15 protein-coding genes are annotated in these 16,439 nt (G+C 70.5%); 9 read left to right on the top strand and 6 right to left on the bottom strand.

Annotation, left to right across the window (positions count from 1 at the left end):
- Positions 1-75: 75 nt before the first annotated feature.
- The gene (locus GTY96_RS14205; protein ID WP_161664985.1) at positions 76-483 is read left to right on the top strand and encodes a winged helix-turn-helix transcriptional regulator; all 408 of its coding nucleotides are present in this window, start codon (positions 76-78) and stop codon (positions 481-483) included.
- On the opposite strand, the gene GTY96_RS14200 is transcribed toward GTY96_RS14205, so the two are convergent.
- Positions 419-1,312, bottom strand: a complete 894-nt coding sequence (locus tag GTY96_RS14200; RefSeq protein ID WP_143903013.1) for an NmrA/HSCARG family protein — start codon at positions 1,310-1,312, stop codon at positions 419-421. The two genes, GTY96_RS14205 and GTY96_RS14200, sit on opposite strands and share 65 nt — an antisense overlap.
- Positions 1,313-1,388: 76 nt before the next feature.
- Here GTY96_RS14200 and GTY96_RS14195 point away from each other — a divergent pair, with 76 nt between their 5' ends.
- Both GTY96_RS14195 and GTY96_RS14190 read left to right on the top strand, forming a co-directional pair.
- Positions 1,389-2,006, top strand: coding sequence for a TetR/AcrR family transcriptional regulator (locus GTY96_RS14195; protein WP_161664984.1), 618 nt, complete (start codon positions 1,389-1,391; stop codon positions 2,004-2,006).
- A gap of 65 nt (positions 2,007-2,071) precedes the next feature.
- Positions 2,072-3,055, top strand: coding sequence for an SDR family NAD(P)-dependent oxidoreductase (locus tag GTY96_RS14190; protein ID WP_143903017.1), 984 nt, complete (start codon positions 2,072-2,074; stop codon positions 3,053-3,055).
- Positions 3,056-3,061: 6 nt separating this feature from the next.
- On the opposite strand, the gene GTY96_RS14185 is transcribed toward GTY96_RS14190, so the two are convergent.
- A complete protein-coding gene (locus GTY96_RS14185; protein WP_143903019.1) occupies positions 3,062-3,478 on the bottom strand; it encodes a YybH family protein in 417 nt (138 codons plus the stop codon).
- 242 nt (positions 3,479-3,720) lie between these two features.
- Between GTY96_RS14185 and GTY96_RS14180 the strand changes: the two genes are divergently transcribed.
- From GTY96_RS14180 to GTY96_RS14155, 6 genes are all read left to right on the top strand, one after another.
- A complete protein-coding gene (locus tag GTY96_RS14180; RefSeq protein ID WP_161664983.1) occupies positions 3,721-5,040 on the top strand; it encodes a leucine-rich repeat domain-containing protein in 1,320 nt (439 codons plus the stop codon).
- A 196-nt stretch (positions 5,041-5,236) separates the two neighbouring features.
- The gene (locus GTY96_RS14175) at positions 5,237-5,464 is read left to right on the top strand and encodes a hypothetical protein (protein ID WP_143903022.1); all 228 of its coding nucleotides are present in this window, start codon (positions 5,237-5,239) and stop codon (positions 5,462-5,464) included.
- A 210-nt stretch (positions 5,465-5,674) separates the two neighbouring features.
- Positions 5,675-7,159, top strand: a complete 1,485-nt coding sequence (glpK, locus tag GTY96_RS14170; RefSeq protein ID WP_161664982.1) for a glycerol kinase GlpK — start codon at positions 5,675-5,677, stop codon at positions 7,157-7,159.
- A 74-nt stretch (positions 7,160-7,233) separates the two neighbouring features.
- Positions 7,234-7,545: a 4a-hydroxytetrahydrobiopterin dehydratase gene (locus GTY96_RS14165; protein WP_161664981.1), complete on the top strand. Its 312-nt coding sequence runs from the start codon at positions 7,234-7,236 to the stop codon at positions 7,543-7,545.
- Positions 7,542-8,798 carry a hypothetical protein gene (locus GTY96_RS14160; protein WP_161664980.1) on the top strand — a complete coding sequence of 419 codons (1,257 nt, stop codon included), beginning with the start codon at positions 7,542-7,544 and terminating at the stop codon, positions 8,796-8,798. Before GTY96_RS14165 ends, GTY96_RS14160 begins: the two co-directional genes overlap by 4 nt.
- 236 nt (positions 8,799-9,034) lie before the next feature.
- Complete coding sequence (locus GTY96_RS14155) at positions 9,035-10,531, top strand: NHL repeat-containing protein (RefSeq protein ID WP_161664979.1); 1,497 nt, start codon at positions 9,035-9,037, stop codon at positions 10,529-10,531.
- A gap of 73 nt (positions 10,532-10,604) precedes the next feature.
- On the opposite strand, the gene GTY96_RS14150 is transcribed toward GTY96_RS14155, so the two are convergent.
- The 4 genes from GTY96_RS14150 to GTY96_RS14135 all read right to left on the bottom strand — a co-directional run bounded on the left by GTY96_RS14150 (position 10,605) and on the right by GTY96_RS14135 (position 16,367).
- Entirely contained in the window at positions 10,605-12,005 is a 1,401-nt protein-coding gene (locus GTY96_RS14150; RefSeq protein WP_143903031.1) for a family 2B encapsulin nanocompartment shell protein, read from the bottom strand.
- A gap of 33 nt (positions 12,006-12,038) precedes the next feature.
- A complete protein-coding gene (locus tag GTY96_RS14145; RefSeq protein ID WP_143903033.1) occupies positions 12,039-13,436 on the bottom strand; it encodes a family 2B encapsulin nanocompartment shell protein in 1,398 nt (465 codons plus the stop codon).
- 53 nt (positions 13,437-13,489) lie between these two features.
- Positions 13,490-15,754 (bottom strand): family 2 encapsulin nanocompartment cargo protein terpene cyclase, encoded by a 2,265-nt coding sequence (locus GTY96_RS14140; protein WP_143903035.1) that lies wholly within the window; start codon positions 15,752-15,754, stop codon positions 13,490-13,492.
- 220 nt (positions 15,755-15,974) lie between these two features.
- Positions 15,975-16,367: a cell envelope biogenesis protein TolA gene (locus GTY96_RS14135; protein ID WP_143903037.1), complete on the bottom strand. Its 393-nt coding sequence runs from the start codon at positions 16,365-16,367 to the stop codon at positions 15,975-15,977.
- Positions 16,368-16,439: the final 72 nt, after the last annotated feature.

The raw sequence follows: 16,439 nt of genomic DNA, 5'->3' as shown, positions 1-16,439 counted from the left end.
CGCCAGGGCAGGAGGTAACTTCAGGTAACCACCACAATGTGGTTTCCCTTGGGTTACTGCTCCGGGTGACGCGCCATGCTCCGCCGCCGCAAGAACAAGACGCCGCCGCTTCCGCCCCTCTGCCCCCTCACCGAGTGCATGAAGCTCCTCGGCGGCGCCTGGACCGCGAACCTCGTCTGGCGCCTCAGCGGAGAGCCGCGCCGCTTCAGTGAGCTGCGCTCCGACATTCCGCGCATCTCCGCGAAGGTGCTCAGCGCGAAGCTGCGTGCGCTCGAGAAGAACGGCGTGCTCACGCGGCAGGTCGTCGCGAGCTCACCGCCCTCGGTCGAATACGCGCTGACCGCGCTGGGCCGGGAGCTCATCCCGGTCATTGAAACCATCGTCCAGGTGGGGATGAAGCTCCAGCGCATGCAAGAAGCTAGACCGCGAAGCGCGCCTGGATCTCCGCCGCGCCCCCTCGCTCGAGCCACGCGTCGAACGTGAGGAGGCCCGGCGACAGCCGCCTCAGCGCCGGGATGTCCGCGTCCCCGACCAGCATCCCTTCGTCGACGACCTCGACGAGCCGGCGCAAGAGCGCGCTCCGCGCCAGGAACTCCGGGGGAAACCGCGCGTAGGAGATCGACGTGTGGGTCGCCCGCCCGATCTTCTCCGCGAGCTGATTCCCGGTGAGCTCGTCGCCCGCCAGCTCCAGGGTGGTGCCCACGTGCGCGTGCGGATCCGCGAACACGCGCGCGACGAGCACGCCGATGTCGTTGCTCGCGATGAACTGCATCCGGCCCTCCGGCTGGAGGAAGAACCTCAAGGCGCGCTCCGCCAGCCCCATGTGCGGCTCCAGCAGCAGCTCCATGAAGGCCCCCGGCCGCACGATGGTCGCGCGGAGGCCGCTTGCCCGGACGTACTCTTCGATCCGCCACTTGCTCTCGAAGTGGCCCACCCCCGTGCCAGGGCGCAGTCCCGCCATCGACGTGTAGACGAAGTGCTCGACCCCGGCGGCCTTCGCCGCGTCCACGACGCCCGCGCCGAAGCGGAACTCGTCCTCGTCCGTCACCCCATACTGCGGCTGCCCCGAGCTCGGCTGGACGCTGAAGACGCCGTACGCGCCCTCCAGCGCGCGTTCGAGCGACACGCGCTCGCCCATGTCCCCCCGCACCAGCTCCACGCCCCCCGCCTCCAGCGCCCGGGCCTTCGCGCTCGAAGGGTCGCGCACCAGCGCGCGGACGCGCCAGCCGTCCCCCCGCAGCGCCCTCGCCGTCGCGCCCCCCTGCTGTCCCGTCGCACCGAGTACCAACACGCACTTGTCTTGGGTCGCCATCACATCTGCCTTTCTTCGGATAAGCGGATGGTTGCTCCGTTTAAATACGGAGCTATGCTCCGCTTATCAAGTGGCAATGAAGCTCCCGAAGACATCGACGGACGACGCGACCGGCGGCGCCATGCGCGCGGATGCGCGGCGCAATCGCGACAGGCTGCTCGTGGCGGCCGACGCCGTGTTCTCCGAGCGCGGCGCGGACGCGTCGCTCAATGACGTGGCGAAGGAGGCGGGCGTCGGCATCGGGACGCTCTACCGCCACTTCCCGACGCGCGAGGCGCTGCTCGGCGCGACCTGTGACGAGCGGTTCCTGAAGCTCGCGCAGGAGAGCCGCGAGCGGTCGGCTTCCGTGTCGGCGCTCGAAGCCCTGCGCCTCTTCCTGGAGGAGCTGGTGCACTACGCGGGCCTCTACCAGGGGCTCGCGGCGTCGCTGGGCATCGTGCTGCGGAGCGGCACCGTGGGGTGTCACGCGACGACGGAGGAAGGACAGCGCCTGCTGGAGGCCGCGCAGCGCGCGGGAGAGGTTCGCGGCGACATCTCCCTGGATGACGTGGTGTGCATGGCGATGGCGATCTCCCTCTCCGCCGCGCAGGACGCGTCCGGGCCCAAGCGCATTCCACGCCTCACCGGCATGTTCATCGATGGGCTCCGCCCCGCGCGCGAGGCGGCCGTCACGCATGGCGCGCGGAAACGTTGATCGGTCGGGTCCACGAAACCGGTCCCCTCCAGGAAACCCGGCGACCCGGCTAGATTGCCGGGCCCATGAACGTCCTCGTCACCGGGGCCACCGGCCTCATCGGCAACGCCATCGCCCAGCGGCTCGCGAAGCAGGGGGACTCCGTAAGCGCGCTCGTGCGGGACCCGGCCCGGGCCGCGAAGCTGCTCCCCGCCTCCGTGCGGCTCATCCCCGGGGACATCACCTCCCCGGGCACGCTGCCCGCCGCGATGCAGGACGTGGAGCTCGTCTTCCACGCCGCGGGCATGCCGGAGCAGTGGCAGCGCGATGACAGCATCTTCGACCGCGTGAACCGCCAGGGCAGCGTGAACGTCCTGTCCGCCGCGCACGCCGCGAAGGTGCGCCGCGTGGTCTACACCTCCACCATGGATGTCTTTGGCGCGCCCCGGGGCGGGGAGCTCACCGAAGCCAACATCGACCACCAGCACAAGCCCACCGCCTACGAGCGCTCCAAGCAGGATGCCGAGCGCGCCGTGGAGGCCATCCGCCAGCAGGGCCTGGACGTCGTCTACGTCAACCCGTCCGCCGTCTACGGTCCCAGCCCCGTGCACGTGGGCCTCAACTCCTTCTTCATCCAGCTGCTCAACAAGAAGGCCCCGCTGCTCCCGCCGGGCGGCATGTCCGTGGTCTACGTGGACGGCGTCACCGACGCGCACCTCGCCGCCGCTGGACGCGGCGTCAACGGCGAGCGCTACCTCGTCTCCGACCAGTACGTGAGCAACGCGGACCTCGCCCTCGCCATCCATCAGGCCGCGGGGGCCGGCAAGCCGCCCGCCGTGGCGCCCGTCTTCCTGATGGAGGCCCTGGCCCGCGTGTCCGCGCCGCTCGCGCGCGTGTTCCCCTTCACGCCGCTCGTCGCTCCGGGCCAGCTCTCGTTCATGCGCTGGGAGGCCCACGTGAACGCCTCCAAGGCACAGCGCGAGCTGGGCTTCCGCCCCACCCCGCTCACGGACGGCGTGGCGCGCACGCTGGCCTTCCTGCGCGACCAGGGGCTCGTCCCCCGGGCGTAGGCCCGCTCACACCGGGCCGGGAGCGGACTCGTGGTAGTGGATCGCCTTCCACGTCCCGGCCTTGCGGTGGAAGACGAAGCTCACGCGCCCGTCGTTCGCGTACGGGCCCTCGATGTCCACCCGCGCCCCCTCGTAGTGGTAGGTGAGGAAGGCGAAGGCCGTCTCCCCCATCACGTCGAGCCACACGTCCGCCAGGGACATGCGCGCGCCCTTCGCCAGATGGTCCCGGAGGCCGTCGTAGTACTTCGCGATGCCCACCCAGCCCTGCACCGGCTTCGCTCGCTCCTGCGGGACGTAGACGAGGTGCGGGTACTCGCGATCCCAGAGCGCCTGGAGCCGGGCGACGTCCAGGGCCTCGAAGCCCGCGCGGTACTGCTCCAGCAACGCCATCAACTGCTGCCTGTCCGTGTCCACCGACGCCATGCACCGCTCCCTGTCGTCCCGCGAAGAACGCGGGGGTCCGTCCCGAGGGGATGACGGCCCCCCGCGCGTGATGGGGTCCGCCCTACCTATCACCGACGCCTCCGCGGGCTGCGCCCTCCCCAAACCGTCAGTGCCCTGCTGAACCCCCGGCCGCGCTCCCGTCGAATACACTCCCAGCCGCGCCAGGACCTGGAGCCATGCGAGCACACGGCCTCCATGCGAAGAGGGGGAGTTCCAGCGACATGGTGGAGAAAAAGGACGCGGCGGAGGTGTGGGGACGAGAGGTGTCCGCGAAGGAGCTGTGGCCCCGCGTGGAGGCGGCGGCGGGCCCTGGCTGGTCGGCGCGACTGGCCCCGGGGTGGCAAGGCACCGCGGAGAACGGCGTCCTCTTCCACGAAGGAGACCTGGAGGCGGACTCGCTGGTCATCGGGCCCAGGCCGCTCGTCGTCTCCGGCAACGTCCGGATCAACGGCCTGCTCGAGGACGGACACGCGGCCGACCACACCCTCCTGGTGGTGCTGGGAGACCTGGAGGCGGAGAACATCGCGACGTTCTCCACCCTGTTCGTCGCGGGCGACGCGCGGATCCACGGACTCCTCTTCGGCGCCTCGCTGAATGACGACCTCTTCTGCGTCGCGGGGGGGCTGACGGCGAACACCCTCGCCGAGGGGGGCCACCACCTCCTGGTCCAGGGAGCGCTCGACGTGGAGGTGCTCGTGGGCACCAACCTCACCACCGCGGGCGCCCCTCGCCAGCGGCTCCCTCCGCACGACGCGCTCCTTCCCGGCACCTGGCGCGCGGTGGAAGAAGACGAGGATGGCGTCCTCGAATCGACGCTCGACCCGCAAGGGCTCCTGGCGAAGCTGCGCGCGGGGGAGCCCGTGCTGGAGGACACGCGGATCAGCCCGGCGGACAAGGCCATCGCCGCCGTGAAGGCGAAGGCGGCGCGTGGCGAGCAAATCCCTCGGCTCGGGCTCCCGCTGAAACAACTGAAGACCCTCCCCGAGGCGCTCTTCTCGCTCACCTGGCTGGAGGAGCTCACGCTCGACAGCAACGACATCGAGGCGCTCTCCCCTCGCATTGGCGAGCTGAAGGCGCTGCGGGTCCTCTCCCTGGAGTCCCTCCCGCTGACGACCCTCCCCGTGGAGCTCTGCCGCCTCCCCGCGCTCCAGTCGCTGAGCCTGCGGTATTGCGACAAGCTCACGCGGCTCCCGGACGCGTTCAGCGAGCTGGAGACGCTGGAGGAGCTGTACCTCGACGCGATGGCGCTGGAGGACTTTCCCCAGGTGCTGCTCCGGCTGCCGCGACTCAAGAAGCTCTGGTGGTGGCGCTTCTTCCAGACGCCACCCGCGCGCCTTGAAGCGCTGGTGGCCGGCATGGCGCGGATGCCCGGGCTGACCCACGCCGGGTTCTTCCAGGGGAACCTGACCGCCCTGCCTGGGAACCTCTCCCGGCTCGCCGGACTCAAGCAGTTCAAGCTGGGACTCGACCGCGTCCCCCCGGCGGAGGTGAAGCGCCTGGAGGCCGCGCTGCCACCGGGCTGTCTGCGCGTGGGCTACTGAGTGGGCGCGGCGGCCGTTGCCCCGGCCGCCGCGCCCGGGCAACGGCGTCCGCGAGGATGTCTGTGATTGCGCTTGGCCGCCCGCCCTCCTTCCGGTGAGACAGCGGTTCGGGCGCGCCCTCCTGGACGTGGGGTGTCGCCGCGCCGCGTGAGGCCCAGTTTAGAAAGCGCACACGCCCTCATCACGGAGTGACACCATGCCATTGCTATCGAACCTGCTGGGCGGCCCCCGTCGGAGCGTCTTCAGGGGAAGGGGTTGGAACCGGGGACGCAGCGCGTACGGCCGTCATCCCATCGGCTACGGATACCGGGGGCGCCGGTCCGCGGGCCCGGGCAGCGCGCTCGGGCGGCTCATCCTCGCGGGGCTGGGCGCCTACGGCCTGCGCCGCTTCCTCAACAGCCGCTCCCACGCCGCGGGGTATTGAGCGGGCCACCGTGACGGGAGGCGCTGGGAAGTACCGTGGACTTCCCCCGGCAAGGCGCGGCCCGCATCGGTCCCTCACAGGTACGGGAGCGTTCCACGGACATCTCCTGGTGCCTGACATCCCGCACGCGGCCCCCCTGCGCGCGGCCCCGCTTGGGGTAGGGTCCTCCTCCGTGTCCGGCCACCGGCCGACGAAAGAGGACTCGCACGCATGGCGAAGGCGAAATACGTCCTGGCGCTGGACCAGGGCACCACTGGCACGCACGTCTCCATCCTCGATGCCCGGTTGCAGGTGGTGGGGCGCTCCTACAAGGAGCTGCCCCAGCACTTCCCCAAGCCGTCGTGGGTGGAGCACGACCTGAACGACATCTGGGCCAGCAGCGAGTGGTGCATCGCCCGCGCGCTCAAGCACGCGGGCCTCACCGGCCGAGACATCGCCGTGGTGGGCATCACCAACCAGCGCGAGACGACCGGCCTGTGGGCCCGCGACACGGGCGAGCCCCTGGGCCGCGCCATCGTCTGGCAGGACCGCCGGACGGCCGACATCTGTCAGCGGCTCAAGGCCCAGGGGGTCGAACCGCGCGTGCGCGAAGTCACGGGCCTCGTGCTGGACCCCTACTTCTCCGGCACCAAGCTCACCTGGCTCTTCAGCCACCTGAAGGGCGCCCGGAAGCGCGCCGAGCGCGGCGACGTGTGCTTCGGCACCATGGACTCGTGGCTCGTCTACAAGCTCACCGGCGGCGCCGCCCACGTCACCGACGTGTCCAATGCCAGCCGCACCCTGCTGATGGACCTGCGCACGCTCGCGTGGGACGACGAGCTGTGCTCGCTGCTGGAGGTGCCCCGCGCGTGCCTCCCGGAGATCCGCGGCAACGCGGAGGTGTACGGCACGACGCGCGGCATGAAGAGCCTGCCGGACGGCATCCTGGTGGCGGGCATGGCCGGCGACCAGCAGGCGGCCCTCTTCGGGCAGGCGTGCTTCAAGACGGGCGAATCCAAGTGCACCTACGGCACCGGCGCCTTCCTGCTGATGAACACCGGCACCCAGCCGGTGCGCTCCACCGCGGGCCTGCTCACCACCGTGGCGTGGAAGCTGGGCAACACCACGCACTACGCGCTGGAGGGCAGCTCCTTCATCGCGGGCGCCGCCGTGCAGTGGCTGCGCGACGGGCTCAAGGTCATCAAGAAGGCCCCGGACGTGGAGGCGCTGGCCGCCAGCGTGAAGGACTCCGGCGACGTCGTCTTCGTCCCGGCGCTCGCGGGCCTGGGCGCGCCCCACTGGCGCCCGGAGGCGCGGGGCCTGTTCGCCGGCATCGACCGGTCCACCACCGTGGCGCACCTGGCGCGCGCGACGCTGGAGGGCGTGGCCCTTCAAATCCACGACCTGGCGGACGCCATGCGCCGCGACAGCGGGCGGGACATCCCCACCTTCAAGGCGGACGGCGGCGCGGCGGCCAACAACCTGCTCATGCAGTATCAGGCGGACCTGCTGGGCGTGCCGGTGGTGCGCCCGCGCAACCTGGAGACCACGTCCCTGGGCGCGGCCTTCCTGGGCGGCCTGGGCGCGGGCGTGTGGACCAGCCCGGACGCCATCCGCCGCGCGTGGAAGGCGGACCGCACCTTCAAGCCGAAGATGAAGCCCGAGGTGCGCGCGCGCCACCTGGAAAAATGGAAGCAGGCGGTTTCGAAGGCATGAGGTGAGACCCCCAAGCCGGGCACCCTGACGCGCCGGGGCTTCCATCGGGCGGAGGAGCGGGTAGAACGGCCGTCATGGCCTACGACCGCACGTTGCTGACCCCGGATGCGCTCCAGACCTTCCTCTCCAACCACCCCGCCTGGAAGCACGAGGGCGGGATGATCCGCCGGACCTACGAAGCGCCCTCCTTCCTGGAGGGCATCGCCTTCGTGGAGCGCGTGGCGAAGGCCGCGGAGGCCGCGGACCACCACCCGGACATCGACATCCGGTGGCGCAAGGTGACGCTGGCGCTGGTGACCCACGACGCGGGCGGCCTCACCTCCCGCGACACCGGCCTGGCCGCGGAGGCGGACCGCCTCTTCAGCGAAGGGGCCGGCGGTCGGTGATTCACGGCTTGCGCGGGACGGCGGTGGCCCTGGCGTGCGCGGCGCTCCTCGCCGCGCTCCCGGCCTCCGCCCAGGACGACACCCCCACGGAGCCCCGCCCGGAGCGGCTGTACTTCAACTCCGGCGCGCTCCTGGGGTCGGCGCGCGTGGTGGGCCTGGGCGGCGCGTACGTGGGCATCGCGGAGGGCGCCGCGGGCTTCCCCAGCAACCTCTCCGCCCTGGCGCAGCGCAGCGCCTCCCTGGACCGCGACTGGGACCTGGGCGTCACCCTGTCCTGGCTGGACCTGCCCTTCACCGGCACCCAGCGGCGGGACGTGGACAACGACGGCCAGGCCGATGAATCCGTGGACAGCCGGCAGCTGCTGGGCGCGCTGATGCTGCAATACAAGCGCTTCGGCATCGGCTTCCTGTGGCGCAACAGCCGCACGGGCTACTGCATCACCACCGCCTGCCGGGGCGAGGGCGGCAAGCTGCGCGTGTCCCTCACCCAGTCCGTGCTCGCGGGCTCCGTGGCCTTTGGCCAGGATGACTTCATCCTGTCGCTGGGCATCTTCTCCGCGCAGGCGAGCTTCAGCGAGCTGGGCGACGAGTCCTGGCGCTACGGCGACACCGGCGTGGCGGTGGACATGCTGTTCCGTCCGCACGGGCGCCCCTACCGCATTGGCGTGGCGGTGCGGCCGGAGGTGGTGGCCGGCTGGCGGCGCGACGACGGCCAGAGCCCCTTCATCGCGGGCCGCCGCATCTACGCGGCCGTGGTGTCCCCCGCGGTCCTCTCCCTGGGCGCCAGCTGGCGGCTGGGCGAGGGCGCGCACCGCTACAACCGGCTGTCCCCGGCCGCGCGGCGGCAACTCCAGGTGGAGGGGGACGCGCTGCCGGTGCCGGAGGAGGAGCCGCGGGACGCGCTGGCTGGCCGGTGGCTCATCACCGCGCAGGTGGACCTCATCTCCAGCGTGAGCAACGCGGTGCCGTCGCGCTCGTTCGCCTCCTCGGCGGAGCCGCAGCGCGTGGGCGACAAGGCCACCTTCCAGCCGCGCCTGGGCACCGAATGGGACACCTTCCCGGGCCTGCTGCGCCTGCGCGCGGGCACCTGGCTGGAGCCGTCCCCCTTCCCGGGCCGCAACCCCCGGCCGCACGTCACCGGCGGCTTCGAGCTGTTCGTGCTGCGCTACTGGGAGGACTGGGCCATCACCGCGTCGTTCGACCTGGCGAGCCGCTACTCCAACTGGGGCGTCTCCATCGGCTTCTGGCGGTAGTGTCTGGCTTTGAGCGCTGGGTGGGTAAACGCGACGGCCTTCCTGGGCGGTCGCGGCGCCCGTCCACGGCGCCGCGTCCCCCACGCACGTGACGCGCGGTGTGTTGAGCAGCGGGCGGCCGAGCAGCCTCCTGGACTGTATTTGCGGGTGTGGGATGGCGTGAGAACCCTGCCGTACACGGAGGGGATTCCATGTATCTGGGGCGGGGGTGGCGCCAGACTGTCTTGGGTGCGACGGTGCTGGGTTTCGCGTTCGGCGGAGCGTGGGGGTGCGGGCGCGGGGCGCCGCCGCCCGACCCCAACAACTGCGAGGACTCGAAGGCGGGGTGTCCTCCCAAGGAGCAGCCCTCGGTGCCCGGCGACGCGCCACCGCCGGGCACGGGCTCCAACCAGACGCCGCCTCCGACCACGCAGCCGGAGCAGCTGCCGCCCGCGTCGGGCGTGACGCTGTGGCTGGCGAAGGAGGGCACCGCGCAGGACGACCTGGCGCTGGACCTGGCGGTGGACCCCACCGGCGACCTCTTCACCGCGGCGGCGTACGGCTACGACGACCTGGGCGCCCGCGTCCCCACGGATGACGGCGTGCAACTGGTACTGACGCGGCGCTCGGGCGCGGGGCAGACGCTGTGGACCCATGCGTACGACGTGCGCGTGGACCCCACGCCCGTGGACCTTCGCGCCGACGTCCACGCCCGCGTGGCGGCGGACGGGACCGGCGCGCTGCTGGTGGCCGGGAACCTCCAGGGCACGACGGACCTGGGCACGGGCAAGCTCGGCGATGGCGCCTTCGTCGCGAAGCTGTCCGCGGACGGCGTCACGCTCTGGGCGAACCGCGTCCCCGGCGAGCTGACGGTCACGGACGTGGCCGCGGACGCGCAGGGCCGACTGTACGTGGCCTATACCGCGCCGGGCACGGTGGACCTGGGCGGCGAGGTGAAGGGCGCCCCCGGCGGGGTGGCGGTGTTCGCGGCGGACGGCACGCCGGTGCTCGCCATCGCCGTGGGCAGCGCGGAGTCCGACGGCGCGGCCGTGGAGCCCTTGTCCCTGGCGACAGGCGCGGACGGCGGCGTGGTGGTGGCGGGGCGCTTCCTGGGCACGGTGCGCTTCGGCACCACCGCCGTGCAGGGCTCCAGCGAGGGCAGCCCGTTCGTGGCGCAGTACCGGGCCACCGGCGAGCTCGACTGGGTGAAGGTCCGGCCCAGCGTGAAGGGCCGCGTGCGGGACGTGAGCCGCGACGCCGCGGGCGACGTGGTGCTGGGCGGCGACTTCCAGGGCGGCTTCGCCTGGGCGGGCGCGTCGCTGAAGGGCGCGGCGACGCCCAGCGCCTTCGTCGCGGTGGCGGCCGCGGACGGCACCGAGCGCTGGGCGCACGAGCTGGGCGTGGACGCGTCCGTGCAGGGCGTGGCCCTCCAGGACTCCGGCGAGGTGCTGGCGGTGGGCTACACGTACTCCTGGCTGGAGAACGGCACCACCGGCCAGGACGGCCTGGGGTCCGCGCAGCTCTTCACCCAGCGCTTCGACCCCACCGGACAGCCGCTCGCCTCGCGCCTCTTCCTGGCCGCCCCACCGGAGGCCCGGGGTGAGCTGTACGGGCTGGAGGCCGTGCCCGCGGTGGCGCTGCTGCCAGACGGAGACGCGGTGCTGTATGGCGATTCCGACCGCGTCACCGACTTCGGCGTGGACAAGCTCACGCCCCAGCGCGCGGACATCTTCCTCTTGCGCGTGAAGGACTGACCCCGCGCTGGAAGAAAGACGGGCCCGGCGCGCGCGGCACCGGGCCCGTCAGCGTCTTCACGGCGCGGAAGGCTCAGCCGCCGAGCGCCACGTTCTCCAGCACGCCCAGCGCGTCGGGGACGAGCACGGCGGCGGAGTAGTAGGTGCTCACCAGGTACTGGGCCATGGCCTGGCCGTTGATGTCCATGCGCTTCACGGTGAGGCTGGGCTCCACCTCATCGGGAATGCCGGCGTTGTGCAGGCCGATGACGCCCTGGTCGTCCGGACCGATGCGCATCGCCAGGATGGCGCTGGTGTTCTCCCGGGTGATGGGCAGCTTGTCGCAGGGCAGCAGGGGCACCCCGCGCCACGCCTGCATCTTCTGGCCCTCCACGTCCACCACCGTCGGGTAGAGGCCGCGCTTGTTGCACTCCCGGCCGAACGCCGCGATGGCGCGCGGGTGGGCCAGCATGAAGCGCGTCTTGCGGCGGCGCGACAGCAGCTCGTCCAGGTCGTCCGGCGTCGGCGGACCGGAGCGCGTGTTGATGCGCTGCTTGAGGTCCGCGTTGTGCAGCAAGCCGAACTCCGGGTTGTTGATGAGCTCGTGCTCCTTGCGCTCCTTCAGCGCCTCGAGGGTCAGACGCAGCTGCTCCTGGGTCTGGTTCATCGGGTCGTTGAAGATGTCCGACACGCGGGTGTGCACGCGCAGGATGGTCTGCGCCACGCTCAGCTCGTACTCGCGCGGCTTCAGCTCGTAGTCCACGAAGGTGCCGGGCAGCACGGGCTCGCCGTGGTGGCCGGCGGCCAGCGCGATGGAGGCCTGCCCCGCCTTGTCCTGGGGCCGCTTCAGCTTCGCCTTGAAGCGCTCCACGTGCGCCGCCAGCACCGGCGACTGGCTGATGAGGGACTCGAACACCTCCTGCGGCAACGCCATCACCGTGCAGGCGGTGAGCGCCTTCACGGTGAAGGGCCAGACGTCGTTCGACTCCACCACCGCCTGGTCGCCGAAGTGGTCGCCGTCCGCCAGCGTGTCCAGCACGACGGGGTCGCCGTACTTGCCCGCGCCCAGCTTCTGCGCCTTGCCGTGCGCCAGGAGGAACACGTGCTCGGCGGACTGGCCCGCCTCCACGATGTTCTCCCCCGGCTTGTACTGACGCTGGGTGAAGCGGCTGGCCAGCGTGCGGATGAGCAGCCCATCCACGTCCTCGAAGCCCCGCATCAGCGGCAGCTTGAGCAGCTCCTCCGGGATGATCTCCACCTTGACGCCGATGTTGCTGAAGTTCAGGCGGTCGTCACCCACGGTGTAGGTCAGCCGGCGGTTGACGCGGAACGTGCCACCCGACACCTGCACCCAGGGCAGCACGCGCAACAGCCAGCGGGGCGAGATGCCCTGCATCTGCGGCTGCGTCTTGGTCGTCGTCGCCAGCTGACGCGCCCCGGCCGTGCTGAGGCTCTGGCTTTCGTGCGCCGCGACGTTCTTCTCTGAGTTCGCCATGAAAGAACCTTCCGATTGCGTGCGGGTCCGGGACTACGAGCGGCCGATCTCCACGCTCTCCAGGATGCCCAGCGCGTCCGGCGTGAGCACCGCCGCGGAGAAGTACGCGGTGACCAGGTAGTTCATGATGGCCTTCTCGTTGATGCCCATGAACCGGACGTTGAGGCTGGGCTCGATCTCATCCGGGATGCCCGCCTGGTGCAGGCCGACGACGCCCTGGTTCTTCTCACCCGCGCGCATCAGCATGATGGAGCTGGTGCGCGACTCGGAGACGGGGATCTTGTTGCAGGACACGATGGGGATGCCGCGCCACGCGGGAATCATGTTCCCGTTCATCTCCACGCTGGTGGGGTAGATGCCGCGCTTGTTGCACTCCTGGCCGAACGCGGCGATGGCGCGCGGGTGGGCCAGGAAGAACGACGGCTCCTTCCACACCGTGGCCAGGAGCTCGTCCATGTCGTCCGGCGTCGGCGGGCCGGAGCGGGTGTGGATGCGCTGCTTGAGGTCCGCGTTGTGCAGCAGGCCGAACTCGCGGTTGTTGATGAGCTCGTGCTCCTTGCGCTCCTTCAGCGCCTCCACGGTCAGACGCAGCTGCTGCTGGGTCTGGTTCATGGGGTCGTTGAAGAGGTCCGCGACGCGCGTGTGAATCTGGAGGACCGTCTGCGCGACGGCCAGCTCGTACTCGCGCGGGCGCGTCTCGTAGTCCACGAAGGTGCCGGGCAGCACCGGCTCGCCGTGGTGGCCGGCGGCCAGCTCGATGGCCTTCTGGCCGGAGGTGTCCTGCTTCTTCTTGGTGCGGGCCTTGAAGTTGTCGATGTGCTTCTGGAGCGACGGCACCTGCGCCACCACCGCCTCGAAGGCGGACTGCTGGAGGACGAGCGCGATGACGGGCGTCACGGCCTTGGCCGTGAACTGCCAGTAGTCCTGCGACTCCAGCAGCGCCTGGTAGCTGTAGTGGTCGCCGTCCGCCAGCGTCTCCAGCACCACGGGCTCGCCGTACTTGCCCTTGCCAATGCGGTTCACCTTGCCGTGGGCGATGAGGACGATGGAGTCCGCCTCCTTGCCGGCCTCGGTGATGACCTCACCGGCCTTGTACTCCTTCTGCTCGAAGCGGTTGGCCAGCGCGGTCAGCGCGTCCACGTCCTCGTAGCCGCGCAGCAGGGGCAGCTCGCCCAGCTCCTGCGGGATGACCTGCACCTTGGCGCCGGTGCTGGTGAAGGTGACGCGGCCGTCGCCCACCGAATAGGTCATGCGGCGGTTGACGCGGTACGTACCGCCGGACACCTGCACCCACGGCAGCAGCTTGAGCAGCCACCGCGAGGAGATGCCCTGCATCTGGGGCTCGGACTTGGTCGTCGTCGCCAGCTGGCGTGCCGCCTGGGTCCCAAGGCTCAGGTTGTTGTCGTCGTGCTTCTTCGTGTCATTGGACATGGTTCACCCTTGTCTGGTTTGAGGAAAGCAAAGCCTGCTCACTGCCGTCGAACTCAGGACCTGCCGCTGCCGAACAGCGCGGCGACCCGCGTCGCGGCCATGCCCAGCCCGGAGAGGTTTCCGGTCTTCAACTTGGGCGTCGCCGCGTCGATCAACTCGAACTCCTTGTAGCGGTCCACCGCCGCGTGCCACTGGGGGATGCCCGCCATCCACTGCTGCAGCTGCTCCACGTACTTGTGCAGCTTCTCCTGCGCGTTCGCGTCCAGGTCGAAGGAGCGGATGACCACCGGCAGCTCCTTGGCCACCAGGTGCTCGAACTGCTTCATCCGCGCCGTCATCAGCGCATTGACCACGAGGACGGCCGCGTCCTTGTCCAGGTCCAGGAACTTCTGCACCACCAGCACGCAGTTGTTCAGCTCGCCCTCGAACTCGATCTCCTTCTGGTAGGAGAAGATGTCGTTGACGAAGCAGGCGTAGTCCGCGGCGGAGTTCTCCAGCCCGCGCAGGGTGCGGGTGTTGAAGACGTCCTCCGGGACGGCGTCGCCCTTGGACAGCCGCGACAGGCTCATGGTGAGGTCCGAGCCGAACGTCTTGCGGCGCATCTCCACGTAGTCCACCGGGTCCGGCACGCGGTTGAGGATCTGGTTGTTCAGCTCCCAGACCCAGCTCTCCGTCATGTCCTGGATGGCCTTGCGGAACAGCATGCGCCCGCGGGGCGTCAGGGGACCGGCCGTGCGCTTCCACAGGTCCGCGAGCCCCACCTCCACCGGGTTGGTGGGCACCGCGGCGTTGGCGACCTCCACGTCGTCCGGCATGAACTGCGTGAGGCGGGCGTTGAACAGCTTCGCGCCCGGCATGTCGCGGGTGTGGGCGTAGAGCGCGGGGAAGTAGTCATCCGCGTAGGTGCCCCACACCAGCCAGCACGCGGTCAGGTCCAGTTGCTCCGGGGTCGCGTCCGGGTGGATGAGCGCGCCGCAGAGGGCCACGTCCGCGACGTCGAACTTGTGGTCGTCCCAGATGGAGAGCCCCACGCCGGGCAGCTCTTCCAGCATGCCCATCCGGCGCGCCCAGTCCTTGGAGTTCCGGCGCGCGCGCTCCAGGTGGGGGCTCAGGTAGGTGCTGTACGGCATGTAGAACTTCGGCAGCTTCACCGGCCCCACGTGCTGGCGGGGCACGTGGCTGAAGGACTTGGAGCGCGGCCCCAGGCCCAGCGCGCCGGACGTCAGGGGCAGCCGCAGGGCGGAGGTGCCCAGGCCGGCGGGCACGGGGATGGACAGCTCCGGGCGGCGCTCCGCGTGCTGGTTCATGTAGCGGTTGGAGCGCATGTGCCATTCGTGGCCACCGGACTGCCAGTCCTGGAGGCCGCGCAGGTACGTGAGCACCTGCGCCTGCTCCACCGGGTTCAGCCCGTACTCGGCGAACAGCCAGGGCAGCTCCGTGGCGGCGGTGTTCTCGAACTGCTGGAGCCGCGACGTCAGCAGGTCGTTGACCAGGTCCGCCGCGCGCTGGGTCTCACAGTCGAGGAACTTCTCCACCACCAGCACGCCGTTGGACAGCTCACCCTCCTCCAGGATCTCGCGCTCGTAGGAGAAGAGGTCGTTTCTCAGGTGCACCGCGTCCGAGAACGTGTCCTTGAAGACGCGCATGGGCCGGCTCTTGACGACGCGGGCCGGGATCTCCGCGGCGACGGCGTGCTCCACCAGGTCCGACGACCAGGGCGCGCCACCCACCTTGCGGCGCATCTCGATGTATTCGATGGGATTGGAGATGCGCGCTTCGCTGATGTTCTCGATCTCCCACATCGACTCATCGAGCAGGTGCTTGGTGTTCTCGAAGAAGCGGCGGCGCCAGTCCATGGACATGGAGGGCACGGTGCGCTGCCACAGGTCCCACAGCGCGCGCTCCACCGGGTTGACGGGCTCCGGCGGCGTCTGGCTCAGGTCCAGCGGCATGAACAAAGGCAGCCGGTCCAGGTACGCTTGGCCGCCCTTCACGTCGCGCGAGTACTTGAAGACCTCCAGGAAGTGGTCGTCGAAATAGAAGACCCAGACGTACCAGTCCGTGATGAGGTCCAGCTCCGGCCCCGGCGCCTCCGGGTGCGTGTACGCGCAGAGCAGCGCGTAATCCATGCCGTCGAAGCGGCGCTCGGACCAGACCTCCCGCTCCGTCCCGTCCCGCGGCGGGCCCAGGATGCCCATCTGGTATGACCACGCCTTCGTGTGGACGCGGGCCGCCTCGACGTTCGGGTTCAGGCGCGCGGGCCAGGGAACGTAGAAATCCGGCAGCTGGAACGGTTGCTTCTGTCGCGCCTTCGACATGCGTGCCCCTCGTTGAACTGAGGCACGTTTGTACTGTCGTCCAGTGACCAGCTCCACGAATAACTGGGTACACAGACAGATTCGTGTAGTCTAGGAAACTAGAAATCGCCGGACTGGGTGATCAATTACCCCACGCCCTGGCGAGAGCCCGGCGGTGCGGGGAGCCACGCATCCCGCTCCGGGACGGCCGCATCCCCGCTTTACTCCGCCAGGGGCGGGCCTAACGGCGCGTCGAGCGGCGCGACGGGCTCTTCCGGGTGGACGACTTGCGCGCGGGAGACTTGCGCGCGGTGCGGCCCGAGGCGGCGCGACGGACGGGCGACTTGCGGGCGCCGCGCTTGGCGGTGGCGCGCTTCGCCGTCCCCCGCTTCGCCGTGCCGCGCTTGCCCGCGGCCTTCTTCGCGGTGCGCTTGCCCGCGGCCTTCTTCGCGGTGCGCTTCGCGGTCGCGCGCTTCGCGGTGCCCGTGCGGCGGGACGAAGCCTTGCGAGCGCCCTTGCGCGCACCGGACGCGCGGCGGCGCGACGGCGTGGCGGGCGTCGCCTCACCGACCGGCAGCATCGTGTGGGACGACGGGGTCAGGTTCGGGTCCTGCATGTTCGACTCGGCGTGCATCAACAACCTCCAGGGATGACGACTCCCGCTAGGCTATGCGCAACCGCGTGAAGACCCTGCATGCCCCCGGCT

Origin of the sequence: Corallococcus silvisoli (assembly GCF_009909145.1) — a bacterium.
Classification (GTDB): domain Bacteria; phylum Myxococcota; class Myxococcia; order Myxococcales; family Myxococcaceae; genus Corallococcus; species Corallococcus silvisoli.
Note: the sequence above shows the minus strand (reverse complement) of the source record. Positions and strands in the feature narration are given on the sequence as shown.

Bases quoted from the DNA above. Each gene is read 5' to 3' on its own strand.
- GTY96_RS14150 (WP_143903031.1), bottom strand. From the start codon at position 12,005: ATGGCGAACTCAGAGAAGAACGTCGCGGCGCACGAAAGCCAGAGCCTC.
- GTY96_RS14140 (WP_143903035.1), bottom strand. From the start codon at position 15,754: ATGTCGAAGGCGCGACAGAAGCAACCGTTCCAGCTGCCGGATTTCTAC.
- glpK (WP_161664982.1), top strand. From the start codon at position 5,675: ATGGCGAAGGCGAAATACGTCCTGGCGCTGGACCAGGGCACCACTGGC.
- GTY96_RS14205 (WP_161664985.1), top strand. From the start codon at position 76: ATGCTCCGCCGCCGCAAGAACAAGACGCCGCCGCTTCCGCCCCTCTGC.
- GTY96_RS14180 (WP_161664983.1), top strand. From the start codon at position 3,721: ATGGTGGAGAAAAAGGACGCGGCGGAGGTGTGGGGACGAGAGGTGTCC.
- GTY96_RS14185 (WP_143903019.1), bottom strand. From the start codon at position 3,478: ATGGCGTCGGTGGACACGGACAGGCAGCAGTTGATGGCGTTGCTGGAG.
- GTY96_RS14200 (WP_143903013.1), bottom strand. From the start codon at position 1,312: ATGGCGACCCAAGACAAGTGCGTGTTGGTACTCGGTGCGACGGGACAG.
- GTY96_RS14175 (WP_143903022.1), top strand. From the start codon at position 5,237: ATGCCATTGCTATCGAACCTGCTGGGCGGCCCCCGTCGGAGCGTCTTC.
- GTY96_RS14190 (WP_143903017.1), top strand. From the start codon at position 2,072: ATGAACGTCCTCGTCACCGGGGCCACCGGCCTCATCGGCAACGCCATC.
- GTY96_RS14195 (WP_161664984.1), top strand. From the start codon at position 1,389: ATGAAGCTCCCGAAGACATCGACGGACGACGCGACCGGCGGCGCCATG.
- GTY96_RS14165 (WP_161664981.1), top strand. From the start codon at position 7,234: ATGGCCTACGACCGCACGTTGCTGACCCCGGATGCGCTCCAGACCTTC.
- GTY96_RS14135 (WP_143903037.1), bottom strand. From the start codon at position 16,367: ATGCACGCCGAGTCGAACATGCAGGACCCGAACCTGACCCCGTCGTCC.
- GTY96_RS14145 (WP_143903033.1), bottom strand. From the start codon at position 13,436: ATGTCCAATGACACGAAGAAGCACGACGACAACAACCTGAGCCTTGGG.